This window comes from Sphingobium jiangsuense, assembly GCF_014196495.1.
GTDB classification, from domain to species: domain Bacteria; phylum Pseudomonadota; class Alphaproteobacteria; order Sphingomonadales; family Sphingomonadaceae; genus Sphingobium; species Sphingobium jiangsuense.
Genome location: NZ_JACIDT010000007.1, coordinates 137559 through 164196 on the forward strand (window position 1 = coordinate 137559; position 26638 = coordinate 164196).

The 26638-nt window shown below is 67.6% G+C and carries 24 protein-coding genes; 10 read left to right on the forward strand and 14 right to left on the reverse strand.

What is annotated here, in order from left to right; translation table 11 throughout:
- Positions 1-7 precede the first annotated feature (7 nt).
- The 4 genes from GGR43_RS11475 to GGR43_RS11490 all read left to right on the forward strand — a co-directional run bounded on the left by GGR43_RS11475 (position 8) and on the right by GGR43_RS11490 (position 4797).
- The gene (locus GGR43_RS11475; RefSeq protein WP_188072097.1) at positions 8-535 is read left to right on the forward strand and encodes a cytochrome b; all 528 of its coding nucleotides are present in this window, start codon (positions 8-10) and stop codon (positions 533-535) included.
- A 149-nt stretch (positions 536-684) separates the two neighbouring features.
- Positions 685-1386, forward strand: coding sequence for a response regulator transcription factor (locus tag GGR43_RS11480; RefSeq protein ID WP_188072098.1), 702 nt, complete (start codon positions 685-687; stop codon positions 1384-1386).
- Positions 1383-2837, forward strand: coding sequence for a FecR family protein (locus GGR43_RS11485; RefSeq protein ID WP_188072099.1), 1455 nt, complete (start codon positions 1383-1385; stop codon positions 2835-2837). The genes GGR43_RS11480 and GGR43_RS11485 overlap by 4 nt, the downstream gene beginning before the upstream one ends.
- A 4-nt stretch (positions 2838-2841) precedes the next feature.
- Positions 2842-4797: a CHASE2 domain-containing protein gene (locus GGR43_RS11490; RefSeq protein ID WP_188072100.1), complete on the forward strand. Its 1956-nt coding sequence runs from the start codon at positions 2842-2844 to the stop codon at positions 4795-4797.
- Here the strand turns inward: GGR43_RS11490 and GGR43_RS11495 are convergent.
- The 9 genes from GGR43_RS11495 to GGR43_RS11535 form a co-directional block, all read right to left on the reverse strand.
- Positions 4784-5326 carry a DUF4136 domain-containing protein gene (locus tag GGR43_RS11495; RefSeq protein ID WP_188072101.1) on the reverse strand — a complete coding sequence of 181 codons (543 nt, stop codon included), beginning with the start codon at positions 5324-5326 and terminating at the stop codon, positions 4784-4786. The two genes, GGR43_RS11490 and GGR43_RS11495, sit on opposite strands and share 14 nt — an antisense overlap.
- A gap of 102 nt (positions 5327-5428) precedes the next feature.
- A complete protein-coding gene (locus GGR43_RS11500) occupies positions 5429-5788 on the reverse strand; it encodes a HesB/IscA family protein (RefSeq protein WP_188072102.1) in 360 nt (119 codons plus the stop codon).
- Positions 5789-5999: 211 nt separating this feature from the next.
- Positions 6000-6485: an SUF system Fe-S cluster assembly protein gene (locus GGR43_RS11505; RefSeq protein WP_188072103.1), complete on the reverse strand. Its 486-nt coding sequence runs from the start codon at positions 6483-6485 to the stop codon at positions 6000-6002.
- Positions 6482-7705, reverse strand: coding sequence for a cysteine desulfurase (locus tag GGR43_RS11510; RefSeq protein WP_188072104.1), 1224 nt, complete (start codon positions 7703-7705; stop codon positions 6482-6484). The genes GGR43_RS11505 and GGR43_RS11510 overlap by 4 nt, the downstream gene beginning before the upstream one ends.
- Complete coding sequence (locus GGR43_RS11515) at positions 7702-8472, reverse strand: SufD family Fe-S cluster assembly protein (protein ID WP_188072105.1); 771 nt, start codon at positions 8470-8472, stop codon at positions 7702-7704. The genes GGR43_RS11510 and GGR43_RS11515 overlap by 4 nt, the downstream gene beginning before the upstream one ends.
- Positions 8473-8572: 100 nt before the next feature.
- The gene (gene sufC / locus GGR43_RS11520) at positions 8573-9316 is read right to left on the reverse strand and encodes a Fe-S cluster assembly ATPase SufC (RefSeq protein ID WP_188072193.1); all 744 of its coding nucleotides are present in this window, start codon (positions 9314-9316) and stop codon (positions 8573-8575) included.
- A 5-nt stretch (positions 9317-9321) separates the two neighbouring features.
- Positions 9322-10803, reverse strand: a complete 1482-nt coding sequence (sufB, locus tag GGR43_RS11525; RefSeq protein WP_284277815.1) for a Fe-S cluster assembly protein SufB — start codon at positions 10801-10803, stop codon at positions 9322-9324.
- Complete coding sequence (locus tag GGR43_RS11530; RefSeq protein ID WP_188072106.1) at positions 10800-11228, reverse strand: SUF system Fe-S cluster assembly regulator; 429 nt, start codon at positions 11226-11228, stop codon at positions 10800-10802. Before GGR43_RS11530 ends, sufB begins: the two co-directional genes overlap by 4 nt.
- A gap of 92 nt (positions 11229-11320) precedes the next feature.
- A complete protein-coding gene (locus GGR43_RS11535) occupies positions 11321-12202 on the reverse strand; it encodes a helix-turn-helix domain-containing protein (protein WP_246343630.1) in 882 nt (293 codons plus the stop codon).
- A 388-nt stretch (positions 12203-12590) separates the two neighbouring features.
- Between GGR43_RS11535 and GGR43_RS11540 the strand changes: the two genes are divergently transcribed.
- The 3 genes from GGR43_RS11540 to GGR43_RS11550 are packed head-to-tail and all read left to right on the forward strand — an operon-like array spanning position 12591 to position 17160.
- Positions 12591-13628, forward strand: coding sequence for a quinone-dependent dihydroorotate dehydrogenase (locus GGR43_RS11540; protein ID WP_188072107.1), 1038 nt, complete (start codon positions 12591-12593; stop codon positions 13626-13628).
- On the forward strand, positions 13625-15301 hold the full coding sequence (ggt, locus tag GGR43_RS11545; protein WP_188072108.1) for a gamma-glutamyltransferase: 1677 nt from the start codon (positions 13625-13627) through the stop codon (positions 15299-15301). Before GGR43_RS11540 ends, ggt begins: the two co-directional genes overlap by 4 nt.
- Positions 15302-15354: 53 nt before the next feature.
- Positions 15355-17160, forward strand: coding sequence for an AMP-dependent synthetase/ligase (locus GGR43_RS11550; protein WP_188072109.1), 1806 nt, complete (start codon positions 15355-15357; stop codon positions 17158-17160).
- A gap of 252 nt (positions 17161-17412) precedes the next feature.
- Here GGR43_RS11550 and GGR43_RS11555 read toward each other — a convergent pair whose 3' ends face one another.
- The 5 genes from GGR43_RS11555 to GGR43_RS11575 all read right to left on the reverse strand — a co-directional run bounded on the left by GGR43_RS11555 (position 17413) and on the right by GGR43_RS11575 (position 22792).
- Positions 17413-18084, reverse strand: a complete 672-nt coding sequence (locus GGR43_RS11555) for a GIN domain-containing protein (protein ID WP_188072110.1) — start codon at positions 18082-18084, stop codon at positions 17413-17415.
- A gap of 94 nt (positions 18085-18178) precedes the next feature.
- The gene (locus GGR43_RS11560; protein ID WP_188072111.1) at positions 18179-18709 is read right to left on the reverse strand and encodes a CarD family transcriptional regulator; all 531 of its coding nucleotides are present in this window, start codon (positions 18707-18709) and stop codon (positions 18179-18181) included.
- Between the two features lie 237 nt (positions 18710-18946).
- Complete coding sequence (gene fdxA / locus GGR43_RS11565; protein ID WP_188072112.1) at positions 18947-19285, reverse strand: ferredoxin FdxA; 339 nt, start codon at positions 19283-19285, stop codon at positions 18947-18949.
- Between the two features lie 117 nt (positions 19286-19402).
- Positions 19403-19684, reverse strand: a complete 282-nt coding sequence (locus tag GGR43_RS11570; protein WP_188072196.1) for an RNA-binding S4 domain-containing protein — start codon at positions 19682-19684, stop codon at positions 19403-19405.
- 57 nt (positions 19685-19741) lie between these two features.
- Positions 19742-22792, reverse strand: a complete 3051-nt coding sequence (locus GGR43_RS11575) for a helicase-related protein (RefSeq protein WP_188072113.1) — start codon at positions 22790-22792, stop codon at positions 19742-19744.
- A gap of 199 nt (positions 22793-22991) precedes the next feature.
- Here GGR43_RS11575 and GGR43_RS11580 point away from each other — a divergent pair, with 199 nt between their 5' ends.
- The 3 genes from GGR43_RS11580 (at position 22992) to hemB (ending at position 26494) form a co-directional block, all read left to right on the forward strand.
- Positions 22992-23417: a UrcA family protein gene (locus GGR43_RS11580; protein ID WP_188072114.1), complete on the forward strand. Its 426-nt coding sequence runs from the start codon at positions 22992-22994 to the stop codon at positions 23415-23417.
- Between the two features lie 278 nt (positions 23418-23695).
- Positions 23696-25309: a M23 family metallopeptidase gene (locus GGR43_RS11585; RefSeq protein ID WP_425502197.1), complete on the forward strand. Its 1614-nt coding sequence runs from the start codon at positions 23696-23698 to the stop codon at positions 25307-25309.
- 180 nt (positions 25310-25489) lie between these two features.
- Entirely contained in the window at positions 25490-26494 is a 1005-nt protein-coding gene (hemB, locus tag GGR43_RS11590; protein ID WP_188072115.1) for a porphobilinogen synthase, read from the forward strand.
- Positions 26495-26638 lie beyond the last annotated feature (144 nt).

A 26638-nucleotide genomic window follows, 5' to 3' on the forward strand; every position in this document is an offset into this window, starting at 1 on the left:
GAAGCATATGCAAGAACAAGCCGTGCTCAAATATAACGGGGTGGCGAGGACCCTGCACTGGATCATCGCGCTCGCCATCATCACCGAGATCGTGCTGGGGCTGGGGAACGACGCGTTCCGCGACAGCTTCCCCGCCATGCCGATCCACAAGGCGATCGGCATCACGATTCTGGCGCTAAGCCTGTTTCGCCTCTACTGGCGCATCAGCCACCCGGCGCCGCCCCTGCCCGCGGCCATGCCGCGCTGGCAGGTCGGGCTGGCCCACGGGCTGCACTGGCTGTTCTACGCGATGATCATCGCGGTGCCGATGAGCGGCTGGATCATGTCCTCTGCCGGTCCCTATCCGCTCCAGTGGTTGGGCCTGTTCGACATTCCCAAATGGCCGGTGATGAAGGACAGTCCGCTGGCAGAGGCCGCCCATGCCGGGCATGAGGTGATGGGCAAGCTGTTCATCCCCCTCATCCTGCTGCATGTCGGGGCCGCGCTTTACCACCAGTTCGTGGTCCGGGACGGGGTGCTGCGGCGGATGCTGTGACCGGGCGGCTGGGCGAGCCCCAGCCTCCTTTCGCCCGTCTTCGGGGGTAAACAGTTGTAAACCCCGCGGCGGTGCGGCATGACTCCTGCGAACGGGGCCCATAGACCAGCCGCGTGAGACAGGTGCTTACAGTTGTAAAAAGGGTCGGCATGCGCGTTGCTGTGGCAGATGATGAAGAAGCGGTTCGGAGCTATCTGTCGTCGATACTGACCGGAGCGGGGCACAGCTGCACCACCTTCCGCACCGCGCGGGAGGTGATGAACGCGCTGCAACGCGACACGTTCGACCTGGCGATCATCGACTGGATCATGCCGGGGACCGACGGGCTGGAGATCGTCCAGTGGGCGCGCGCCACCCTTTCCCCCTGCCCGCCCATCATCATGCTGACCGGCCGGTCCGACAATGAGGATATCGCCCGCGCGCTCAACAGCGGGGCGGACGATTATATCGTCAAGCCGAGCGCGGCCAACGTCATCCTCGCGCGGATCGACGCGGTGCTGCGCCGGTCCGCGCCCCAGCCGGAGCCGCAGGCGCGGACGGAGGAATTCGGCCCCTACCGCTTCGACCGGATGACCAACAGCGTCCTGCTGGGGGAGGAGGAGATCGCGCTGACCTCCCGCGAGTTCGCGCTTGCCCTGCTGTTCTTCCGCAGCCCCAACCGGGCCTTTTCGCGCGCCTATATATTGGAAACGCTGTGGCACAGCGTGCCCGACCTGCCCACCCGGACGCTGGACATGCATATCTCCCGCATCCGGTCCAAGCTGCGGCTGGGGCCGGAAAACGGCTATCGCCTCCAAACCATCTTCGGCCACGGCTATCGGCTGGAGCTCTTCGACGAGGACGGCCGGTGACGCGTTTCTCCCTCCCCGCGCTGCGCCTGCCGCCCGCGCGGTTCGCCCTGCTGGCGCTGGTGCCGGCGCTGCTCGCCGGAACGGCCGCCGCGCAGGGGACTTCCGCAGGGTCGGGCGCAGGGTCGGGCGCGGGGGCGAGGACGGCGGCGCCTGCCCCCGTTTCCGCGCATATGGGGGAGGACGGCGCGGTCCGCTATGTGGTGCGCAAGGGCGACACGCTCTACGATCTCGCGCGGAAATATATGACGAGGCCGGATCATTGGCGCCCGGTGCAGCGCCTGAACCGGATAGCCGACCCGCTCAGGCTGACGCCGGGCACGACGCTGATCCTGCCCGCCAACCTGCTCGCGCCGCTGCCTCTGACCGCCCGCATCGCCACCTTCAAGGGGACGGGCACCATAGAGGACGGCAAGGGCGCCACCACGCCGCTCGCGGTCGATCGGGTCGTCATCCCCGGCATGGTCATCGAAACCGGCCGTGGCAGCTTCGCCACGCTGCAACTGTCCAACGGGTCGCGCCTCACCCTGCCCTCACAGACGCGCCTGCGGGTGATGACCATCCGCCGTTTCCGGCTGAACGACATGGTCGACGTCAATTTCCTGCTGGAAAAAGGCCGCATCGAAACCAGGGCCGCGCCGCTCGGCGAAAGCGGCGGGCGCTATCGCATCCGCACGCCCATCGCCGTGTCGGCGGTGCGCGGCACCACCTTCCGCGCCGCCTATGAAGGCGCCGGCGCGCCCTCCCTGACCGAGGTGATAGAGGGGACGGTCGCGGTCAGCGCGGGCAAGGCGACCGAAACCGTCAACGAGGCTTTCGGCGCCACCGTTTCCCCGCAAGGCGCCGTCGCCGCCGAGGCGCTGCTCCCCGCCCCCGCGCTGCTGCGGCCGGGCCGGGTGCAGACCGACCCGCAGCTGAGCTTCGCGCTGGAGCCGCTGCCGGGGGCCGTGGGCTATCATGTCCAGATCGCGCGCGATGCGGGCTTCCTGGAAATGGAGCAGGAAGCCTATTCGAAGGAGCCGGAGATCCGGCTCGAGTCCGTCGACAATGGCCGCTGGTTCGTGCGCGTTTCCGCGCTGGCCGCCAACGGGCTGGAGGGCATGCCGCGCACCTACGGCATGCGGCGGGTGCTGATCGGGCTGAACGCCTCTTCCGGCAAGGCGGACGACGGCTATCGCTTCCGCTGGGCCAGCGCCGAGACGGGCGGCACGCGCTATTATCAGTTCCGCCTGCGGCCCGAACGGCCCGGCGCGCCGCCGCTGGTGGACGAAACCGGCCTGACCGACGACGCGATCACCCTTTCCGACCTGCCGCCCGGCACCTATCGCTGGAGCGTCGGCGTGCAGCACTATCTGGATGGCGAGAGCACTATCGCCTGGTTGCCGGAGCAGACGCTGACGGTCGAGGCGGAGGAAGGCACCAACGGTCCGGGCGCGCCGCCGGGCACGAAGTGACATCGTGCAGCGCGGACGCCTGTTCATCGAATGGCTGCTGATCGGGCTGTGCGCGAGTCTTGCGATGCTGCTGGCGGGGCGCAGCCCGGTGATCGAGCGGGCCGACCGCCTCGTCTACGACATGGCCGCGCCACTTTACGCCGCACCCGCCGACGACCGCCTGCTGGTCGTGCAGATCGACGACGACGCGCTGGCGGCGCTGGGCCGCTGGCCATGGCCGCGCACGCTCCATGCCGATGCGCTGCACCGGCTGAAGGCCGCGGCGCCCGCCGCCATCCTCTACGACATATTGTTCATCGAACCCTCGCCGCAGGACGGGGCGCTCGCCGATGCGGTCGGGGGCAGCCCGCCCGTCTATCTGCCGATGCTGTTCGAGGTGCCGGGGCCGGATGGCGCGCCATGGCTGATCCGGCGCCCGGCGGAACCGATCGCCGGGGCCGCCGCCGGGATCGGCACGGCCAATCTCTCGCTCGACAGCGACGGGCGCGCGCGCAGCATCATGCTGGCCACGCCGGACGGCAGGCAGGTGCTGCCGCACATGGCCGAGCTGGCCTATCGCAGGCTGACGGGCCACCCCTCCCCCGCCTTCGCGCGGACGCAGGCCGATGCGGAGGCGGTGCACGTCCCGTTCCTACCCCCCGGCAGCTTCCGCACCGTCAGCCTGCTGCAAGTGCTGCGGGACGAGGTGCCCGCCGATTTCCTGCACAACAAGGTGCTGCTGGTCGGCGGCGCGGCGGAGGGGCTGGGCGACATCCATACGGTTTCCACCGCATGGACCGGCCGCATGCCGGGCATAGAGGTGCAGGCGAACCTGCTCTCCAGCCTGCTGGCGGACCGGTTCGTCACCCCGCTGCCGCCGGTCGCGCTGTTCCTGCTGTCCATCCTGCCGCTCTGGGGGTTGCTGGTCGCCTTCTGGCGCCTGTCGCCCGCCATGGGGCTGCTACTGTCGATCGGCGCGATGCTGGCGATCGTCGCCGGGTCGGTGGCCGCGCTGGCGCTGGGCGGATGGTGGTTTCCGCCGGTGGCCGCGCTGTTCGGCATCATCCTCGTCTATCCGCTCTGGGGCTGGCGGCGGCTGTCGGCCGTGACCCGCTTCATGGAGAATGAGGTCAAGGCGCTGCTCGCCCAGACCGGCATCAGCGATCCCGGCCCCGGCCAGCGCTGGCGCAGCGACCGGGTGGCGAGCGACGCCGGGCGGCTGCATCAGGTGATCGCGATCATGCAGCGCAACGCGCGGGAGCGGGAGGAGATGCTGCAATTCCTTTCCCACGACATGCGCTCGCCGCAGGCCGCGATCCTCGCGCTGCTGGAGAGCAAGGGCGATCCGGCGACGGACCCGCCGCTACGCGACCGCATAGCCCGGCTGGCCGAGCAGACGCTGCGTCTGGCCGACGATTTCGTGCAGCTCGCCCGGCTGCAATCCCGCCCCGCCCGGCGCGACCCGGTCGACATGGCGGATGCGATGGCGCAGGCGGCCGACATGATCTGGCCGCGCGCGAAGAACCGCAACGTCCGCCTGATCCGCGAGGATAGCGAGGCCCCCGGCGGCACGCGCGACGGCTGGCCCGGCCTGTGGGTGATGGGCGATGCCGAGGCGCTGGTCCGCGCGCTCTGCAATCTGCTGGGCAATGCGGTGGAGGCGTCCCCGGCGGGCGGCATGGTCCACCATGGGGTGCGGCAGGACGGCGGGCGGATCGTCGCCCATGTCGCAGATCAAGGCCCCGGCCTGTCGCCGGAGCGCCGCGCCGACCCGTTCGCGCGCTTCGGCTACAGCGCGTCGGGCGGCAAGGGCGGCAGCGGCCTCGGCCTCGCCTATGTCGCGACGGTGGCGGAACGCCATGGGGGCAGTGCCGCTTATGAGGATGCCGAGGGGGGCGGCGCGCACTTTTCCCTGAGCCTGCCCGCCGCGCCGCCTGACGAGGACGGCATGGGTGGGGAGGACAGCCTCAATCGGGGATAGGGCTGGTTTCCGTGCGTTGCCCCTTGGGGGCCGCGAGGTCGGCAAGCGCCGTTTCGGCGAGGCGCGGCATCACCTGATCGAAGGCCGCGCGGCAATGCGCCTCCTCGGCGCTGCCGCCGTAAAGCTTCCGCCCGGTCGCGCTGTCGGTCATGCTGACGGTCAGCCGGATCAGCCGGGGCCGGCAGGGAAACAGCCCGCCGCGCTTCGGGGCGGGGGACAGCGCATCGTCGCCGCGCGTCTGAAGCGCGATCCGGCCCGGCCGCTCCGCCACGCCGATGGAAAGCATGACCGGCGCCTGATCGGCGAAGCGAAAGCCCCTTTCCTGCAAGCGGCCCGCAACCGCCTCCTTCACACGGGCGAGGAGAGGATCGGGCGCGGCGTCGTCCGCCTCCGCCTGCCACATCAGGAGCGGCGTGCCGGTCACCCCGGCGCCGTCGGAGCGGATGCGCGTTTCCACCCGGCTGGAACATCCGTTCAAACCCAGTGCCAGCAGGCACAGCCCCGCATAAGTGCCAAATCGGACAGACATGGCCCCGCCATAGCCGCAAACCGTCCCCGCCGCCAGCCATGTCGGCGGCGTTCATGGCGGCAGCGGGGCATCGCAGCCCAAGTCCCGGTCAGTCCGGGCCGGTCAGACGGTAAAGCTCTCCCCGCATCCGCAGGAGCCGGTGGCGTTGGGGTTGTTGAACACGAAGCCGGCGGTGAAATCGTCCTCGCGCCATTCCATCGTGCTGCCGACCAGATAGAGCACCGACGCGCCGTCGATGTAGAAGGTGCCGCCCGGCGTTTCGATCTTCTCGTCGAGCGGGGATTCCTCGCTCACATAATCGACCGAATAGGCAAGGCCGGAGCAGCCCCGGCGCGGGGTGGAAAGCTTGACGCCGATCGTCCCTTCCGGCGCCTTCGCCATCAGCTCGGCGATGCGCTGCTGCGCCGAGGGCGTCAGCGTCACGGCCGCCGGGCGGGCGCGGGTGGATGTCGGTGCGGTCATATCGTCAAACCTCTTTCTGCTTCCATCATGCGGATATGGGGAGCGGAATCCATTCACCAAGATATTCGCGAGGGCGAGGCGACATTCAGTTCAGGTGGAGCCGAGAGGCGTGATATCCGAGCATCGGAGCGCAGCGACCTAAAGGGTCGTGAGAACCGAAGCACAGCATAGCACGCTTCGCAGGCCCGCATGGGCTGAATGTCGCCTCGCCCTACAGCATGCCGAGTTCCAGTTTCGCCTCATCGCTCATCAACTGCGGGTTCCAGGGGGGATCCCACACCAGATTGACCTCCGCCATGCCGATGCCCGGCACCGACCCGACCCGCAGCTCGACCTCGCCCGGCATGGATTCGGCGACCGGGCAATGCGGCGTCGTCAGCGTCATGGTGATGACGGCATGTCCGTCCGTAGTCACGTCCACGCCGTAGACCAGGCCCAGATCGTAGATGTTGACCGGGATTTCCGGGTCGTAAATCTCCTTCAGCGCGTCGACGACCGCCTCATAGAGATCGCCGCCCGGCTCGCCCGCCGGAGCCGGTTCCGGCTTTTGGGCGAGGAAGCCGTCGAGATAATCCCGCTTCCTTTCCGCCGGTTCCGGCGCGGACGCGCCTTCCTCGGCGGCATCCTGCACGCGCGCCTTGGGCGGCGGCGTCACCGCCTCCACTTCCTCGACCGCGATCTTGCGCTCCTCGTTCATCCGAAAATCTTCCTTACCCGCTCGATTCCCCGCACCAGCGCGTCGATGTCGCTGCTGTCGTTGTAAAGGCCGAAGCTGGCGCGCGCGGTCGCAGCGACGCCCAGATGCTCCATCAGCGGCTGGGCGCAATGATGACCGGCGCGGATCGCCACGCCCTCCTCGTCCAATATGGTGCCGACATCATGGGGATGCACCCCCTCGACCTCGAAACTGACGATGCCCGCGCTTGCCTCCGGCCCGAACACGCGCACGCTGTTCATCGACCGCAGCGCGCGGCGCGCCTCGCGCACCAGCGCCTCTTCATGCGCGGCGATGGCATCGATGCCGATGCCAGTCAGATAGTCGACCGCCGCGGCGAAGCCGATGGCCTCGACGATGGCCGGCGTCCCCGCCTCGAACCGGGTCGGCGCGGGGGCGTAGGTCGTCTTCGGGAAGGTCACGCGGTCGATCATCGACCCGCCGCCCTGCCATGGCGGCATCGCGTCGAGCAGCGCCTTGCGCGCCCAAAGCGCGCCGATGCCGGTCGGCCCATAGAGCTTGTGCGCGGAAAAGACGTAGAAATCGCACCCCAGCGCGGCGACGTCCACGGGCAGGCGCGGCACCGCCTGACATCCGTCGATCAGGATCGCCGCGCCGGCGTCATGCGCGATCTCGACCGCCCGCCGCACGTCGAGCACGCTGCCCAGCACGTTGGAGACATGGGCGAGCGCGACCAGCTTGTGCGCCGGGCTTATCATCGCCGCCATCGCGTCGAGGTCGATCAGGCCGTCGATAGTCAGCGGCACCACGTCGATCGCCGCGCCGACCCGCTCGGCCAGCAGCTGCCACGGCACGATATTGCTGTGATGCTCCAGCTGCGACAGCAGGATGCGGTCGCCCGCTTTCAGGCTCGCATCGCCCCAGCTGGACGCGACGAGGTTGATCGCTTCGGTCGCGCCGCGCACGAACACGATCTCCTCCTCCGATGCCGCGCCGATGAAGCGCGCGACCGACCGCCGCGCCGCCTCATAGGCGAGCGTCATATCGGCCGAGCGCGCATAGACGCCACGATGGACGGTCGCATAGTCGGCGCCGATCGCCCGCGTCACCGCGTCGATGACGGCCTGCGGTTTCTGCGCGGTGGCGCCGGTGTCGAGATAATGCCAGTCCGCGCCGTCGCGGGTCTTCATCCCCGGAAAGTCCGTGCGATGCAGGCTGCCGATCAGCGTGGCGGCGCTCATGCTCCGCTCCCCTGCCCCGCCAGCGCCTCCAGCTTGGCGAGCGCGGCAGTGTCGAACCGCTCGCGTTCGGCCTCGTCCCCGATATCGTCGAACACGCCCGCGACGAACGCCTGCAACAGCAGGCTGCGCGCCGCCTGCGGCTCCATCCCGCGCGAGGCCATGTAGAACAGCGCCTGCCTGTCCAGCTCGCCGACCGCGCAGCCATGGGCGCATTTCACGTCGTCGGCATAGATTTCCAGCTCCGGCTTGGCATTGGCGGTGGCGGTGCGGTCGAGCAGCATCGCCTTGATCGACTGTACCGCGTCGGTCTTTTGCGCATCGCGCGCCACCTCGATCCGGCCGAGATAGGTGCCGACCGCCTTTTGCCCCAGAATCGAGCGGACGATCTGCTCGCTGGTGCCGTCCGGCTCGGCATGGGTAACGCTGGTGACGATTTCGAGGGTCTGTTCCCCGCCGCCGATCATCGCGCCGTAGAGGCCGAAATGTGCGCCCTTGCCCAGCGTCACGCGAAAGGTGACGCGGCCCAGCTTGCCGCCGATATTGAGCAGGTGGAAGGTGCAGCGCCCGCCCGCTTCCACATGGATCGCATAATCATGGATGGCGACGGCGCCGTCGGCGGCATCCTGCAACAGCCGGTGCGCGGCCTGCTCGCCCGCGCCGACATGGATCGCGACCGGATCGGGCAGCGGCCAGACGCCCGCGACCGCCTCGACATCGCTATAGCGCCAATCCTCCTGACGCCGGGTGGGAAGAGGAAGCACGGTCACGATCGCTCCTCCTTCGCGTCTCCGCGTCTCCGCGCGGACATGATGGAGTCACGCGGAGGCGCGGAGACGCGGAGAAGAGAAGGGACGATGCCTGCGGCGCTCACGCGAGAACCTCCGCATAGCCCTCGCGCTCCAGTTCCAGCGCGAGGTCCGCCCCACCGGACTTGACGATCCGCCCGCCCGCCAGAACATGCACGAAATCCGGCTTCACATAGTCGAGCAGCCGCTGATAATGGGTGATGAGCAGCACCGCCTTGTCGGGCTTGCGCATGATCGCGTTGATGCCCTCGCCCACCACGCGCAGCGCGTCGATGTCGAGGCCGGAGTCCGTCTCATCAAGGATCGCCAACTTCGGGTCGAGGATGCCCATCTGCACCATCTCGTTGCGCTTCTTCTCGCCGCCGGAAAAGCCGACATTCACCGGGCGCTTGAGCATCTCCATGTCGAGGCCGAGCAGCCCCGCCTTTTCCTTGGCGAGCTTGATGAACTCGCCGCCCGACAGCGGATCGAGGCCCCTCGCCTTGCGCTGGCTGTTGAGGCTTTCGCGCAGGAATTGCAGGTTGGAGACGCCGGGAATCTCGACCGGATACTGGAAACCGAGGAAGAGGCCCGCGGCGGCGCGCTCATGCGGCTCCATGTCGAACAGGTCTTGCCCGTCGAACTCGACGCTACCGCCCGTCACCTCATAACCGGGCCGCCCGCCCAGCGTATAGGCCAGCGTCGATTTGCCCGCGCCGTTCGGCCCCATGATCGCATGAATCTCCCCCGCGTTGAGGGTGAGCGACAGGCCCTTGAGGATCGGCTTGTCAGCGACGGTGTTGGTGAGGTTTTCGATTCTAAGCAGGGACATCAGCCCACACTTCCTTCCAGACTAATTCCAAGCAATTTCTGCGCTTCCACCGCGAATTCCATCGGCAGTTGCTGCAACACTTCCTTGGCGAAACCGTTGACGATCAGCGCCACCGCGCTTTCCTGATCCAGCCCGCGCTGCATCGCGTAGAAAAGCTGATCATCGCTGATCTTGCTGGTGGTCGCCTCATGCTCAATCGTCGCCGAGGGGTTGCGCACCTCGATATAGGGCACGGTATGCGCGCCGCATCTGTCGCCCAGCAGCAGGCTGTCGCACTGGGTGAAGTTGCGCACGCCCTCGGCCTGCGGGGCCACGCGCACAAGGCCCCGATAGGTGTTGTTGCTGTGTCCGGCGCTGATCCCCTTGCTGACGATGGTCGAGCGCGACCCCTTGCCGTTGTGGATCATCTTGGTGCCGGTGTCGGCCTGCTGATAATTGTTCGTCACCGCGACCGAATAGAACTCGCCGACGCTGTTCTCGCCGTTGAGCACGCAACTGGGATATTTCCAGGTGATCGCCGATCCGGTTTCCACCTGCGTCCAGCTCACCTTGCTGTTGCGGCCCTGGCACAGCGCCCGCTTGGTGACGAAATTATAGATGCCGCCGCGCCCTTCGGCATCGCCGGGATACCAGTTCTGCACGGTCGAATATTTGATCTCCGCATCGTCGAGCGCGACCAGTTCCACCACGGCGGCATGAAGCTGGTTCTCGTCGCGCATCGGCGCAGTGCAGCCTTCGAGATAGGAGACATAGGCCCCCTTGTCGGCGACGATCAGCGTGCGCTCGAACTGCCCGGTATTCTCCGCGTTGATGCGGAAATAGGTGGAAAGCTCCATCGGGCAGCGCACGCCTTCGGGCACATAGACGAAGGTGCCGTCGGAAAAGACCGCGCAGTTGAGCGCCGCGAAATAATTGTCGTGCATCGGCACGACGCGGCCGAGCCACTTCTTCACCAGCTCCGGATATTCGCGGATCGCCTCGCTGATCGAGCGGAAGATGACCCCGGCCTCCTCCAGTTCCCTGCGGAAGGTGGTGGCGACGGACACGCTGTCGAACACCGCGTCCACCGCAACCTTGCGCGCGCCCTCGACACCGGCGAGCACCTTCTGCTCCTCGATCGGGATGCCGAGCTTCTCATAGACGCGCAGGATTTCGGGATCGACCTCGTCGAGCGATTTCAGCGCGTCCTTCTGCTTGGGCGCGGCGTAATAATAGGCGTCCTGATAATCGATCGGCGGAATGTCGAGCTTCGCCCAGTCCGGCGTTTCCATCGTCAACCAGTGGCGATAGGCCTTGAGGCGCCATTCCAGCATCCATTCCGGTTCTTCCTTCTTGGCCGAAATGAAGCGCACCGTATCTTCGGACAGGCCCTTGGGCGCGAATTCCTGCTCGATGTCGGCGGACCAGCCATGCTCATAGTCCGCCGCGCGGGCGGCAGCGGCCCGTGCCTCCGCATCGCGAATTTCCACTTCCTCGCTCACGCGCGCATCTCCGTAACCTTGCCCTTTGCGGCCAGACTGGCCAGCGTCACCTCGCCCAGCGCCCCGCGCACCGCCTGGTTGACCGCGCTCCAGTGCGGCTGGACCGAGCAGCTGCCCTCCAGCGCGCAATCGTGCCGCCCGCTTTCGACGCAGGCGGTCAGCGCGATCGGCCCTTCCACCGCCTCGACGATATCGGCGAGGCTGATGGCGGCGGACGGCCGGGCCAGCTTGATGCCGCCGCCCTGCCCGCGCACCGACGCGAGCAACCCGGCCCGCGTCAACAGGCTGACCAGTTTCTGCGCGGTCGGCACCGGAATGCCGGTTTCCTCGGCCAATCCGGCGGCGCTGACGCGGGAGCCGCCGCAATGGCGCGCGGCGGCCCCCATGATCACGATCGCATAGTCGGCAAGGCTCGACAGCCGCACGGACAACTCCCAAAATCGGATTGATTCGTTCCGATTAGGCATCTGGGCTCGAAAGCCGCGGAAATCAACCCTTCTCCGCCAGAAAATCAGCTTCAGCTAATGCGATTCAGTTTCATGACTCCGGTCAGGGCACGGCGCTGCACCGTCAGCCGCGCCAGCATCGTCGGATCGGTCAGCAGCTGATTGGGCGTCAGGCCCAGGAACTGCTTGATTTCGCGGATGAAATGCGACTGGTCGTAAAAGCAGCCCTCGGCGCACAGCTCATTCCACGTCTTCTTGTCGAGCACGATCTGCGCCGCGCACCGCAGCGCACGATATTTGCGGGCGAGGAATTTGGGCGGCGCGCCGTACAGGCGATTGGTGTAGCGCGCCAGTTGCCGCGCCGACAGGCCGGTGGCCTCGACGATATCCTCGATCCGGGGCGAATCATTCTCGCTGAGCCACTGGTCGATCTTGCTCACCAGATCGATCAGCGATTGCGGCACCGGCGCCAGTTGCTGCTCCAGGAAGGTCCAGAGCAGCGGGATCGCGTCGTCCAGTCGGGGCGCGGCGCGCAACTGGGCCAGCATGGTGCGATATTGGGGGCCGTGGACGGCTTCCGCGTCGTAGAGATTGTCGACCCACAGATCGGCGCTTTCGCACCCCAGCGCCAGCCAGCCGAGCGGCAGGACGGAAATGCCCAGCACGCTGGCCTCCCCGTCTATGAAGAACCGCGTCGCCCCCATGGTCGCGCCGAGCATGCAGACTTCGGGCGTGGAGCAGCGCCGCCCGTCATTGAACAAATATTCCCCTGTGGCCGCCAGCATGAAGCGCAGTTGCGGCATGTCGGCACGGGTCACGTCGCTGTAGTTTTGCAGGCGGACGGAGAAATGATAGATGGAACCGAAAAAATAGCGCAAATGCTCCGGCGGTTCCCAATATTGCACCCCGATCGCATCGAGCGCACCCCCTGAAGGGAAAGCCAATTCCATCATCGCGCCGCCCCCTGCCGCGATACCTGCCCATCCGGTCCCGACGCTTCGCGACGATCCTGGTCGGCATATCCTCTGCCGCCGACTCACCCCGCATCTGCGCCCAGACGAGAGTATGGCCCGACAAAATGAGGAAATACCACAGAAAAGCGGCCCGGCAACACAAAGGTTACCGGGCCGTAGTTGATAAAGGTCTCTTAGCCACTAAGACCAAAGAGCCCTTCGGGTCGCATCCTCTATTTACGGCATCCCGATAGCGCTTACTTGTAAGAATCGGTCATCGGCGAAACTTTGTCGAAAAGGATGGTGCTTTTACAACTCCTTAGGCCCGCCACGGGGTTGGCGGGCATAAGATTTTGACGCTGCCTCTCGGGCTTGGCATAGCGCGCTCATGATCTATTCGCTGTTTCGCCCCCTGTTTTTCCGCATGGATGCGGAAAATGCGCATCATTTCGTCCTTTCCGCGCTGCGGGTGCTGCCCAATGGCACACCCGCGCAGGCCGACCCGATGTTGCAGACGCGAGTCGCGGGCATCGATTTTCCGGGTCCGGTGGGCCTTGCCGCCGGGTTCGACAAGGACGGAACGATCGTCCACAAAATGCACCGTTTCGGATTCGGTTTCACCGAAATGGGCACGGTCACGCCGCTGCCGCAGGACGGCAACCCCCGCCCGCGACTCTTCCGCCTGGTCGAGGACCGCGCGATCATCAACCGCATGGGGTTCAACAATGGCGGCCAGGCCGAGGCGGCGCGGCGCATCGCCGCCATGCCCCGGCAGGGCCGGGTGATCGGCATCAACATCGGCGCCAACAAGGACGCGGCGGACCGGATCGCCGACTATGCCGCCGGGGTGAAGGCGATGGCACCGCTCGCCGATTATCTGACGATCAACATCTCCTCCCCCAACACCCCCGGCCTGCGGGCGCTGCAAGGCCGCGAGGCGCTGGACGAACTGCTCTCCGCCGTTGTCGAGGCGCGGGGCGCGGATCGCACGCCGCTGTTCCTGAAGGTCGCGCCCGACCTCGAACCGGCGGACATGGAGGATATCGCCGCCTGTGTGGCCGCGCATCGCATCGACGCGCTGATCGCGACCAACACGACGATCAGCCGCCCGGCGCTGCGCTCTCCGCTCGGCGGCGAGAGCGGCGGCCTGTCGGGCGCGCCGCTGCACGACATGGCGCTCGACTGCCTGCGCCGGTTCCGCGCCGCGCTGGGGCCGGACGTGCCGATCATCGGCGCGGGCGGCATCGCGAGCGCGGAGCAGGCCTATGCCCGCATCCGCGCGGGCGCCTCGCTGGTCCAGATCTACAGTGCGATGATCTACGAAGGGCCGTGGCTCGCCGCGCGCATCAACAAGGGGCTGAAGGCGCTGCTGCGCCGCGACGGCTTCGCCACCATCGCGCAGGCCGTCGGCGTGGACGCCCGATGATAGCGCGCCTGCTCGCCGTCCTCGCCCTGCTCCTCCTGCTGCCCCTGCCCGCGCAGGCGGCGGGCGGCGCGGTCAGTTCCGCCGATCCCCGCGCCAGCGCCGCCGGGCAGGAGATATTGCGCCAGGGCGGCAGCGCCACCGACGCCGCTATGGCGATGATGCTGGCGCTGACCGTGGTGGAGCCGCAGTCGAGCGGCATCGGCGGCGGCGGCTTCCTGCTGCACCATGACGGAAGGAGCGGCCTCATCGACACGATCGACGGGCGCGAAACGGCCCCGGCCTCCGCCACGCCCGCGCTGTTTCTGGACGAGAGCGGCCGACCCCTGCCCTTTCCGCAAGCTTTCCCCGGCGGCAGGTCGGTCGGCGTGCCGGGCAATATCGCGCTGATGAAGCGCGCCCATGACAAATGGGGCAGGCTCGGCTGGGCGGAGCTGTTCCGTCCCGCCATCCGCCTCGCGCGTGAGGGCTTTGCCGTCAGCAAGCCGCTCGCCGCCGCGCTGGCGCGCATGGCCCCGCTCTGGGCGGATTTCCCCGACGCACGGGCGCTCTACTGGATCGACGGCAAGCCCGCGCGCGAAGGCGCGACGATCCGCAACCCGGCGCTGGCCGACTTCCTCCAGCAGGTCGCGGACGAGGGGCCGGACGCCTTCTACAAGGGCGCGGCAGACGCCATCGGGACAGCCGTCGCCAACGCCCCCCGCAACCCCGCGCGGATGACGGCGGAGGATCTGGCCGCCTATCGCGCGAAGGAACGCCCGGCCGTCTGTTCCCCCTACCGCCGCTACCGCATATGCAGCATGGGGCCGCCCTCTTCCGGCGCGACGACGGTGTTGCAGATATTGGGCATGCTGGAACGCTTCGACATGAAGGCGCTGGGCAAGGACAATCCCATAAGCTGGCACCTGATCGGCGAGGCGATGCGGCTCGCCTATGCCGACCGCGACCTCTATCTGGGCGACCGGGATTTCCTGATCGTGCCGGTCGCGGGGCTGATCGATCCCGCCTATATGCGCCGCCGCTCCGCGCTGATCTCTCCCCTCCGCGCGCGCGGCCATTATGAGGCGGGGACGCCGCCCGGCGCGCCCGCGCGCACGCCGGTCGCCGCGCGGGAGGTGGCGGGCACCACCCATTTCGTCGCGATCGACGGCGACGGCGACGTGGTTTCGATGACCTCCACCGTCGAAGGGCCGTTCGGCAGCCAGTTGCTCGTCCACGGCTTTTTCCTCAACAACGAGCTGACCGATTTCGACTTCGCGCCCGAACGCGACGGCGCGCCGGTCGCCAACCGGGTCGGGCCGGGCAAGCGCCCCCGATCCTCGATGGCGCCGACCATCGTCTATGACGAACACGGGAAGCCCGTCTTCGCCGTCGGCGCGGCGGGGGGCGCGACCATCATCATGCAGGTGGCAAAGGCGCTGATCGCCCATCTGGACTGGGGCATGGAGGCGCGGGATGCATTGGGCCTCGGCCTCGTCTTCTTCGACCGCGACGGCAGGCTGGTGCTGGAACGGGGCACCGCGCTCGAAGGGATGAAGCCCGCGCTGGAGGCATTGGGTCACAAGGTCACGACCGGCACCCTGCCGCTCAAGGCCAACGCCGCCGAGCGGCTGCCCGACGGCAGCTGGCAGGGCGCAGCCGACCCGCGCAGCGTCGGGCTGGCTCTCCCCGAATGATCCCCCTATACCGGTAGCACGGAGCCCCGCAGAACAGTTCCGCAGGAGAGACGATGCGCGCCTTTGAACATTTCCCCAATCTCGTCGCCATGTTCTTCACCCGCGCGGAGCAACTGGGCGATGCCCCTTTCCTGTGGCGCAAGCAGGACGGCATGTGGCGCTCGCAAAGCTGGACGGAAACCGCGCGGCAGGTCGCGACACTGGCCACCGCGCTGCGCGCGCAGGGCATCCAGCCGGGCGAGCGGGTGATGCTGGTGAGCGAGAACCGCCCGGAATTCTGTGTCGCCGATCTTGCGATCATGGCGGCGGGCGCGGTGAGCGTGCCGACCTACACCACCAACACGCCGCGCGACCATGGCCATGTGATGCAGGACAGCGGCGCAGCGGCCGTGATCGTTTCCACCGCCCGGCTCGCCCGCGCGCTGATGCCCGCCGTCATCGCCTCCAACACGGTGCGCCTCGTCATCGGCATAGAGCCGCTGCGGCCGATCCAGAACGAGAATATCGCGCTGTTCCAGTGGGACGACGTGATGGAGCGGTATGAGGATGACGGGATGGCGACGCCGCAGGCCTGCGCCGCCGCCGTCACCGCCAGCCGGGACGACCTCGCCTGCCTCATCTACACCAGCGGCACCGGCGGCGCGCCGCGCGGGGTGCAGCAGCATCATGGCGCGATCCTCACCAATGTGGAGGGCTGCGCCGACATCATCGCCAGCGATTTCGGCTGGGAGGACGAGATTTTTCTCTCCTTCCTGCCGCTGTCGCACAGCTATGAGCACAGCGCCGGGCAGTTCTTCCCCATCGGCATGGGCGCGCAGATCTATTATGCCGAGGGGCTGGACAAGCTCGCCGCCAATATAGAGGAGGCGCGCCCGACCATCATGGTCGTCGTGCCGCGCCTGTTCGAGGTGCTGCGCACCCGCGTCATCAAGGCGATCGAGAAGCAGGGCCGCTTTCCCAACATGCTGCTGGAGCAGGCGCTGCGGATCGGCGCGATGCGGGCGGCGGGGCAGAAGCTCAAGCCGTGGGACAAGGCGCTCGACCTGCTGCTGGAGCGCACCATCCGGCCGAAGGTGCGCGCGCGCTTCGGCGGGCGGATCAAGGCGCTGGTATCGGGCGGCGCGCCGCTCAACCCGGAAGTGGGCAATTTCTTCAGCGCATTGGGCCTTACGCTGCTGCAAGGCTATGGCCAGACCGAGGCGGGACCGGTGATCAGCGTCACCCGGCCGAAAACCGGCCTCAAAATGGATACGGTCGGCACCCCGCTGAAGAATGTCGAGGTGCGCATCGCCGACGATGGCGAGATATTGGTGCGCGGGGAAATCGTGATGCACGGCTATTGGCGCAACCCGGCCGAAAGCGCGCGGGCGTTGCAGGAGGGCTGGCTGCACACCGGCGACATCGGCGAATATGACGAGGGCGGCCGCATCCGCATCACCGACCGCAAGAAGGACCTGATCGTCAACGACAAGGGCGAGAACGTCTCGCCCCAGCGCATAGAGGGCATGCTGACCTTGCAGGAGGAGATCGCGCAGGCGATGGTCAGCGGCGACAAGCGGCCCTATCTGGTCGGCCTGCTGGTGCCGGACGGCGAGTGGATGGCGTCCTGGGCCAGGGCGCGCGGCGTGCCCGCCGATCTGGCCACGCTGCGCGACGATCCGGCCTTCCACGCGGCACTGCGCGAGGCGGTGGACCGGGTGAATGCCGAGGTGACCGTCACCGAACGGGTGCGCCAGTTCATCGTCGCCGACGAGCCGTTCAGCATCGAAAACCAGATGCTGACCCCGTCGATCAAGATCCGCCGCCATGTGATCCGCGACACCTACCAGCCGCGCCTGGACGCGCTCTACAAGGCTTGAGCAGCTTCGTCTCTACTACCCTCCCCGTTCGGGCTGAGCCTGTCGAAGCCCTGCATTTCTCTTTGACATGAGAGAGAGCGGCCCTTTCGCCTTTACCGTCACCCCGGCGCAGGCTGGGGTCGCAGGCCATGGCGCACGCCGCCTCCTGAGATGCCAACCTGCGCCGGCATGACGTGACGGGAATGGTAGCGAGCGGCTGCATTCAAAGAAAGGACAGGGCTTCGACAGGCTCAGCCCGAACGGTGTTGAGACTCAATTACCGCAGAGCACCTGCCCCACGCCGCGCTGGTCGATGGAGCAGACGGGCTTGCCCTCGATCACCGTGTCACCGGAGCCGGAGGAGGTCACCTTGACCGGGCCGTGCGCCGTCAGCCGGATCGATCCGGGGCCGTCATTGGCGACCGTCGCGTTGCGCGCGTCGAGCGAGGCCGCATCGAGCGCCCCCGGTCCGTTGACCGAGGCGCGAACGTCCCGCGCCCGCCCCGCTATGGAGAGGCGACCGCCGCCGCCGACATAAAGCGACAGGCGCTCGACATCGGCATTGCGCACCGCGATCTCGCCATTGCCGTTCAGCGACAGGTCGGCGTCCAGCCCGCTCAGTTCGCCGATGGTCAGCACCGCGCCGCCGATCACCTGCGCCCGGCGCAACTGGCCCGTCGCCAGATAGAGGGTGGGCGCCGGGGCGGGCTTGCCGTCGGCGAAGCCGGTGCCCGGCCGCTCCGCCATCGTCACGGTCAACAGGCCGCCCGATACCGAGAGCGTGACGCGGTCCAGCGCCTCACGGTCGCCCTCGCCGGTGCCGCTGACGCCGCTGCCGGTGGTGAGCATGATCCGCACCGGCGCCTCCACGCGGATGCTGTCGAAGCTGGTGACGATATAGCCGCGCATCGCCGCATGGGCAGAGGACGGCGCGCCTGCCAGCATTGCCGCGCAAGCCCCTGCCGCAAAAAGGCCCGCCACGAAAAAGGGGCGCCCGCAAAGGCGCCCCGTCTTTCTGTCATCTGCCGACGGCAAAGGCTTATTCCGCCTTTTCCCGCGCATATTTCGGCGCGGCTTCGTTCAGCACCTCAAGGATCTTCTTGAGCGCGCTCGGCTCGTCGGTGCCTTCCATCGCCGCCAGCTCGCGGGCGAGGCGGCTCGACGCCGCTTCGAAGATCTGGCGCTCGGAATAGCTTTGTTCCGGCTGGTCGTCGGCGCGGAACAGGTCGCGCGTCACTTCGGCGATCGACACGAGGTCGCCCGAGTTGATCTTCGCTTCATATTCCTGCGCGCGGCGCGACCACATGGTGCGCTTGACCTTCGGCTTGCCTTTCAGCGTTTCGATCGCCTCGCTCAGCGTCTTGTTGGACGACAGCTTGCGCATGCCGACGCTTTCCGCCTTGTTGGTGGGAACGCGCAGGGTCATCCGCTCCTTTTCGAAGCGCAGCACGTACAGCTCCAGCTCCATTCCGGCGATCTGCTGGCTTTGCAGCTCGATCACACGTCCCACGCCATGTTTGGGATAGACGACATAATCACCGACATCGAAGGACAGGGCCTTGGCAGCCATTGGGAACCTTTCCATGTTTTGAGAAAGCGTCAGTTCGGCATCCGGATGTGAAAACGATCGGTTTTCGATGATGCGCGAGCCGACGAAAAGGACATTATCATTAACTCCTGACGGGTGCGACAAACCCGCCTTTCCGGTCCTTTTAACAGATTCGTCACAAAAATTCTACCCCACCCGCCATATGGCGGGCAGGGAGCAGCCGGCATGCCGCCGGATCGACGAAATAGAGTGCGCCGTTCAGCTACCGGAACCGGGGTTGGGCGAAAAATACAGCTCCAGCTTGTTTTCGACGCCCTTCATCTCGTCCGCATCGGCGGGGGCCTCGCCCTTCACCGTGATGTTGGGCCATTCGGCGGAATATTTGGTGTTGAGTTCCAGCCAGGCTTCAAGCCCGCTTTCCGTGTCGGGGAAGATCGCCTCGGCCGGGCATTCGGGCTCGCACACGCCGCAATCGATGCATTCGTTGGGATTGATGACCAGCATGTTTTCGCCTTCATAGAAGCAATCGACGGGACATACTTCTACGCAATCCATATATTTGCAGCGTATGCAGTTGTCGGTCACAACATAGGTCATCTGCGTCTTTTCCTCATATCCTCCGGCGGCCGTGACAAGAGGCGGGCCGGATTCTCCGGGCCCTGCTATTCGCGCCGGGTCGCGCCGTCAATAATCAGGCGCTGTGATTTTTCCTGTTCAGCGACCAAGCTCCAGTTCTTCATAGCAGCCCTGCGCCTCGGTGGCGGGGCCGCGGCGGTCAGGCAGGCGCAGCACGCGGACCACCCGGATGCGGTCGCCGTGCGCCAGCGTCAGCAGGTCGCCCACGCGAACCGGGCTGTGGGCGCGCTCCACGCGGCGGCCGTTGAGGCGCATGATGCCGCGTTCCGCCATGGCCTGCGCGATCGAGCGGCTCTTGGCCAGCCGCACGAACCACAGATATTTGTCGATCCGCAGCGAAGGGGCGTGGCCGCCCGGCATCGCCGCGACGCTCAACGCCCTGCCTCCATCCCGCGCACGGTCGCGCGGCGCGGGGCCTTATTCATCGCGCCCCAGCAGCGCCGCAAGACCGGCAAAGGCTCCGCCGCCCGCCGGACGCTCCGGCTCGCTGCGATGGATGAGCGGCCGTGGCGAACCGCTCTCACGGCGCGGCCCGCCCTTGCGGTCGCCGCGCGGGGCGCCGGAGCGGCCCCGGCCTTCCTCGTCGCGTCCGCCGCCCTGCCCTCTGGCCGGGCGCGGGCCTTCGCGGCGATCGTCGCGCCGCTTGCCCCGCCCGCCTTCGGGCGCGGCCGCCGGATGGCGATCGCGCGGTTTGCGACGCCCCCGGAACACCCAGTTCGCGCCTTGCGCGGGTTGAACCTCCGCCTCTGCCGGGGCAGCCTCCGCTTCGGCCAATTCCGGGGCGGCGGCTTCGGTATCGACGACCTCGGCGGCTATGTCCGTCGCCTCGGCATCGACCGTCTCGCCGGCCTCTTCCGCCACCACGGCTTCGGTCGGAGCCGTTTCAGCCGCAGGCTCGGCCTCGGCGACGCCTGCCGGTTCGTCCCGCGCCTCGACAGCAGCAGGCGCCTCCGCCTCGCTCACCGCCTCCGGCGCTCCCGCTTCCCCGGCCGGAACGGCAGCGGCTTCGCCTTCGGGCGCGGCGTCCACCGCCTCCCCGGCGACACCCTCGTCCGTGCCTCTGGGCGTGACGGGCCGGAAACCGGCATTGCGCATGATATGGCCGAACAGCTGGTCCGACAGCCCCAGCGACACGATGAAGGGCGAGGTCACGTCATAGCGCTCGTTCTTCGCGATCGCCTCATGCCCGCCGCGCGCGATGCGTTCCACCATGTCGATGCGCACCTGCGTGTCGCCGAAGCCGCGATAGCCCGCATGGCGCGCGCCCATTTGCTCCTCGCGATCCTTCAGCACCAGCAGCACCGCGCCCGCCTGCGGCAGGGGCAGCATCGGCTTGCCGCGCTTCACGGCCGACAGGGCCAGCCGCCACAGCGCCGCGCCGGGCTTCAGCAGCGCATGATGATAGATGTCGAGCACGCCGATGGTGAACCCGGCCTTGCGCACCAGCTGGCGCTGTTCCTTGTCCAGCAGGGCCAGCGCGTCGTCCAGGTCGGCCCGTGCGATGATGCCGCCCGCATCGGCGAGCTGGATGAACAGCGCGCGCACCACCGCCGGGGTTTCCGCCTGCGTCGACAGGTCGAGAATGCGCAGCAGCGGCGCGAGATGGCGTTCCTGCTGCGCCTTCATCCACGCCTGCAAGCGCGCGACGACGCGATTCTGCACATCCTGTCCCAGCGCCGAAATGGCCTTGTCCGCGCGAATCTCCGGCGAAAGCAGCGACGGCCCGGCATGGAGCGTCGCCACCGGCTCTTCCCGCCAGGCGATGCGCGGGTCGGTTCCCGGCGCGGCGATCAGCGCGAATTCGCCATCGGGCGCGGCAATCAGTTCTTCAGCCTTCACCGTCAACTTCTTTCCCAAACGCCGCTCCGCTGCGGCCAGCAACAATTTCCGATCCGACGCCCTCGCGAGCGGATCCACGAGGAAACGGAATCCTTCCAGCCGTCCTAGCGCTTCGCCGTCGACATGCACAGTCCCATCTGTATCGACGTCGAACGGCAGATCGTCCCGTTTTTGTCCTATATCACGCAAAAGCAAGGATGTGCGGCGGTCGACGAAGCGTTGCGTCAATGCGGCGTGCAGCGCGTCGGACAGCTTTTCCTCCAGCGCGCGGGTGCGCTCGGCCATCTCGGCGGGGTGCTCCAGCCAGTCGGGCCGGTGCGCGATGTAGGACCAGGTGCGCGCCGCCGCGATTCGCCCGGACAGCGTGTCGACGTCGCCCTGCACATTGTCGAGCCGCGCCACATGCTGCGCGAACCAGTCGCGGGGAACATGGCCGCTGCCCTCGCTGCGATAGCGCCACAGCCGCGAGACCATGCGCGCATGATGATCCGCGCCGAGCTTCTGGAAATCGGGCAGGCCGCAAACGTCCCACAGGCGGCGCACCTGCGCCGGGCCGCGCGCCCGATCACGCACCGCCGCGCTGTCGGCCATCGTCTTGAGCACCGCAAGGTCCACCGCCTGCGGCGCGGCGCGCAGTTCGGGCCGGCCGGGCCGCGCTTCCAGCCCGGCGATCAGCGCGTCGACGCTGTCCATCGGCGGCGTGCCGTCGCGCCAGAACAGCCAGTCGAGCGGCGGGAAGCGATGATCCTCGATCGCCGCTATCTCCTCCGGGCGGAACCCCGCCTCGCCTTCCTCGCCGCCCAGCGAGCCGAAGGTGCCGTCCTGATGATGCCGCCCGGCACGCCCGGCGATCTGCGCCATTTCGGCGATGGTGAGGCGGCGCGTGCGCTGTCCGTCGAACTTGCGCAGCGAGGCGAAGGCGACATGCGACACGTCGAGGTTCAGCCCCATGCCGATCGCGTCGGTGGCGACGAGATAATCGACCTCGCCGTCCATGAACATGCGCACCTGCGCGTTGCGGGTGGAGGGCGAAAGCGCACCCATCACCACCGCCGCCCCGCCGCGCAGGCGGCGCAACATCTCCGCGACGGCATAGACCTCCTCCGCCGAGAAGGCGACGATGGCCGAGCGGCGCGGCAGGCGCGACAATTTGCGCGCGCCCGCATAGCTCAGGGTCGAGAAGCGCGGGCGGGAGATGATCTCCGCATCGGGCAGCAGCGCCCGCACCATCGGCGCCAGCGCCGCCGAGCCGAGGATCATCGTCTCCTCCCGCCCCCGCGCGCGCAGCATGCGGTCGGTGAAGATATGGCCGCGCTCCGGATCGACGCCCAGTTGCGCCTCGTCCAGGGCAACGAACGCGAAATCGCGGTCCAGCGGCATGGATTCCGCCGTGCAGAGCACCCAGCGCGCGCCGGGCGGGCCGATCTTTTCCTCGCCCGTGATCAGCGCGACTTCGCCCGGCCCCTTGATCGCGACGACGCGGTCATAGACTTCCCGCGCGAGCAGGCGGAGGGGGAATCCCATCATGCCGGACGAATGAGCGCAAAGCCGCTCCACCGCCAAATGGGTCTTGCCGGTATTGGTCGGGCCAAGCACCGCCGTAACCGCAGAGCGGGAAAATTGAACCATGGCCCCTATGTCGGCTATGCCATCCCCGCATGCAAGGCCCAGTCTGCGCCCGACACCTTCGCCTTGCGCAAGGCCCGCCACATCCCGCTGTCCGGCCGACAGGCATATGAAGGAACGAACGGCTATCCCTCTCGTTTAGGACTCCGCCGCGCGCAAAGCTGAAGTGCAGGCGCACCGGCTTAACAGGAAAGGATGCCCCATGTTCAGAACCGCAGTAATGGCGGGAGGGACAGCGTGCGCTGTTCTTCTGGCCTCCGCAACAATTCCGGCTTTCGCTCAGACTGACGAGGTGATCGTTGTCACCGGCAAATACGGCAGGGTGCCTGACAACATTCAAACGCTCTCCCAGAATGTCAGCTATGCGGATCTCGATCTTTCCACCAAGGCGGGCAAGGACGAATTGCGCAAGCGCCTGTCCCTGACGGCGCGGTTCCTGTGCGACAAGCTGGGCGAACCCGCGACCGCCTCGCCCCCCGCGCCGTCCTGTCGCGATGCGGCAGTCAAGGATGCCTTGCAGCGCGTCGGGACGATCGAGGCAAATTTTGCGCCGCGCGGCACCGGGTGGGTGGCGCCCGCGCCCTGGCAGGCCCCCTATCCGGCGGATTGGACCACGCGCTATCCCTGACCTCCCCCTGACCTGCATTGAGGGAGGGGTTTTCCCTCCCTCATATTGACGTCATGCACCCGCCATCCGAATGGCCGGCAGGCGAAACCTCATACTTGCACATGGCCGCGCTGTCCGGCGGATATGCAGGGCGTCGCTTTCCTGGCACGACTCGCCGTATTGGTGAAAAAACATCCCCCTGAATTAATTTGACTTTAACCCTGTTGGTCCACAAAACAGGCGCGGATCGGCGCAAGCGGGTGCGTCGACCATCAACGAAGTCCGGGGGGATCGCCGGTTTGTTCGATCGCAGTGAATTCGGCTCCGCTCAGGGAGGCACCGGCGCGTCCGGCGCGGCCCTTTGGCTGGGACGCACGCAGCAAACGCCGCGCTTCCTGACGCCCCGCGCCGGTGACATAGCTGGCCGCCTTGCCGACAGCCACCAGTTCGAAAGGCGCCCGCTCGACTGGCGCACGCGGATCGAGCAATGGGCGCGCGATGTCGAGCTGGTCCCCGATCTCGGCCATGACATCGGCAGCCTGCGCTGGTTTCGCGGCGCGGCCACCTGCTTTGCGCTGTGCGCGGTGGCGCTCAGCCTGAAGCCCGATTTCGCCCCGCTGCCCGCCGCGGCCGAGCCGGTGATGACGCAGGCGAGCTATGACGAGATACGCTCGCAGATGCTCACCCCGCTGGCGCTCGGCGCCGACAGCGGGCGGCATATGGGGCCGACCGACGCGGTCGCGCCGCTCGCCCATACGCCCGAACGCCCGACCGTCACCCTGAACGCCGCGATCGGCGCGGGCGACAGCCTGTCCCACGCACTGACCCGCGCGGGCGTCAGCAACGCGGATGCCGCGCGGGTGATGGATCTCGTCTCGCTCGATATCGGCTCTGGCGCGCTGCCCGCCGGCACCCGGCTCGACATCACGCTCGGCCGCCGCCCCAACCGCAACGTGCCGCGACCGCTCGACCAGTTGAGCTTCCGCGCCAGCCTCGACCTCGCGATCGACATCCGGCGCGAGAACGGCGCCCTCTCCATCCGCCGCTCGCGCATCGCCGTGGACGACACGCCGCTGCGCATTCGCGGCGTCGTCACCGACAGCCTCTATCAGGCCGCCCGCGCCGCCGGCGCACTGCCCGCGACGATCCAGAATTATCTGCGCGTCATCGGCCAGCATATCCCGCTCAGTTCCATCGCGCCCGGCACGAAATTCGACATCATCGTCGCCCATCGCCGCGCCGAAACCGGGGAAACCGAAACCGGCGACCTGCTCTATGGCGGGTTGCAACTGACCGGCGGCAGGAAGGTCGACGTGCTGCGCTGGGCGCATGAGGGCAAGACCCAGTGGTTCGAGGCGTCGGGCGTCGGCGAAAAGCGCCCCGGCCTCGCTCGCCCGGTGGCCGCCGCGCGCCTCTCCTCCGGCTTCGGCATGCGCTTCCACCCGATCCTCGGCTATTCGCGCCTGCATGCGGGCGTCGATTATGCCGCGCCCACCGGCACCCCCATCTATGCGGTGGCCGATGGCCGCGTCAGCTATGCGGGGCGGCATGGCGGCCACGGCAATTATGTAAAGCTCTCCCATGTCGGCGGCCTCGGCACCGGCTATGCGCATATGAGCCGCATCGCCGTCAGCTCCGGCGAAACGGTGCGGCGCGGACAGGTGATCGGCTATGTCGGATCGACGGGCCTGTCGACCGGCCCGCACCTGCATTATGAAGTCTATCGCGGCGGGCGGACGGTGAACCCGCTGTCGGTGAAGTTCGAGCAGGGCTCCCAGCTCGCGGGCCGGGAATTGCAGGCCTTCCGCTCTCGCCTCGCCCAGTTGAAGGCGATCACCAACGGACCGGGCGCTGCGTCGTCCGCCTCCGCCGAGGTTCGGCAGGCCGACGCGATGAAGATCGCGATGCGGTGATTTCTGTTCCATCTCCGTCATGCCAGCGCAGGCCGGCATCTCAGGAGGTGACGCGCGACAGGGCCTGCGAGTCCGGCATTCGCCGGGGTGACGCATGATAATGGCCGCATCCCGCCATGGACATTTCGTCCCCCTTCTCCCCGCTTGCGGCGGCCCGGTCGCGGGCCTAAAAGCCCCTTCATGTCCAGCACGCCCATAACCGCCGCCTATCCCGCCCTGCGCCTGCGCCGCACCCGCGCCACCGCATGGAGCCGCGCGATGCATGCCGAGAACCGGCTGCACCCCGCCGACCTCATCTGGCCGCTGTTCGTGACCGAGGGCACCGGCGTGGAGGAACCCATATCCTCCCTGCCCGGCGTGGCGCGCTGGTCGGTGGACCGGATCGTCGAGCGCGCGAAGGAAGCGCGCGACGCGGGCATTCCCTGCCTCGCCCTCTTCCCCAATACCCAGCCCGAACGCCGCAGCGACGACGGGCGCGAGGCGCTCAACCCCGACAATCTGATGTGCCGCGCGATCCGCGCGATCAAGGACGCGGTGCCGGATATCGGCATCCTCACCGATGTCGCGCTCGACCCCTATACCGCCCATGGGCAGGACGGGCTGCTCGACGCGAGCGGCTATATCCTCAACGACGAGACGATCGAGGTGCTGATCGGCCAGTCGCTCAACCAGGCGGCGGCGGGCGCGGACATCATCGCGCCCAGCGACATGATGGACGGCCGCGTCGGCGCCATCCGCGCCGCGCTGGAGGCGGACGGCCACCGCAACGTCCAGATCATGGCCTATGCCGCCAAATATGCGAGCGCCTTCTACGGCCCGTTCCGCGACGCGGTCGGCTCCAGCGGGCTGCTGAAGGGCGACAAGAAAAGCTATCAGATGGACCCGGCCAACAGCGAGGAAGCGCTGCGCGAGGTCGCGATGGACCTGGCCGAAGGCGCCGACAGCGTGATGGTGAAGCCGGGCCTGCCCTATCTCGACATCATCCGCGCGGTGAAGGACCGGTTCGAGGTTCCGGTGTTCGCCTATCAGGTGTCGGGCGAATATGCGATGATCGAGGCCGCCGTCGCCGCAGGCGCGGGCGACCGCGACGCGCTGGCGATGGAAACGCTGCTGGCGTTCAAGCGCGCGGGCTGCACGGGAATCCTGACCTATTATGCGCTGCACGCGGCGCGGTTGATGGGGTAGGACGATATTTACGACCCGCCGCCTTTGAATGGCGGGTTGCGGCCAATAGCTGACCTGATCCTCCCCTCCCCTTCAGGGGAGGGGCCTGCTGTCGCATAACCACCCCCTAAACCGTCCTTCCGCAAGCATGTTCGCAAGCACCAT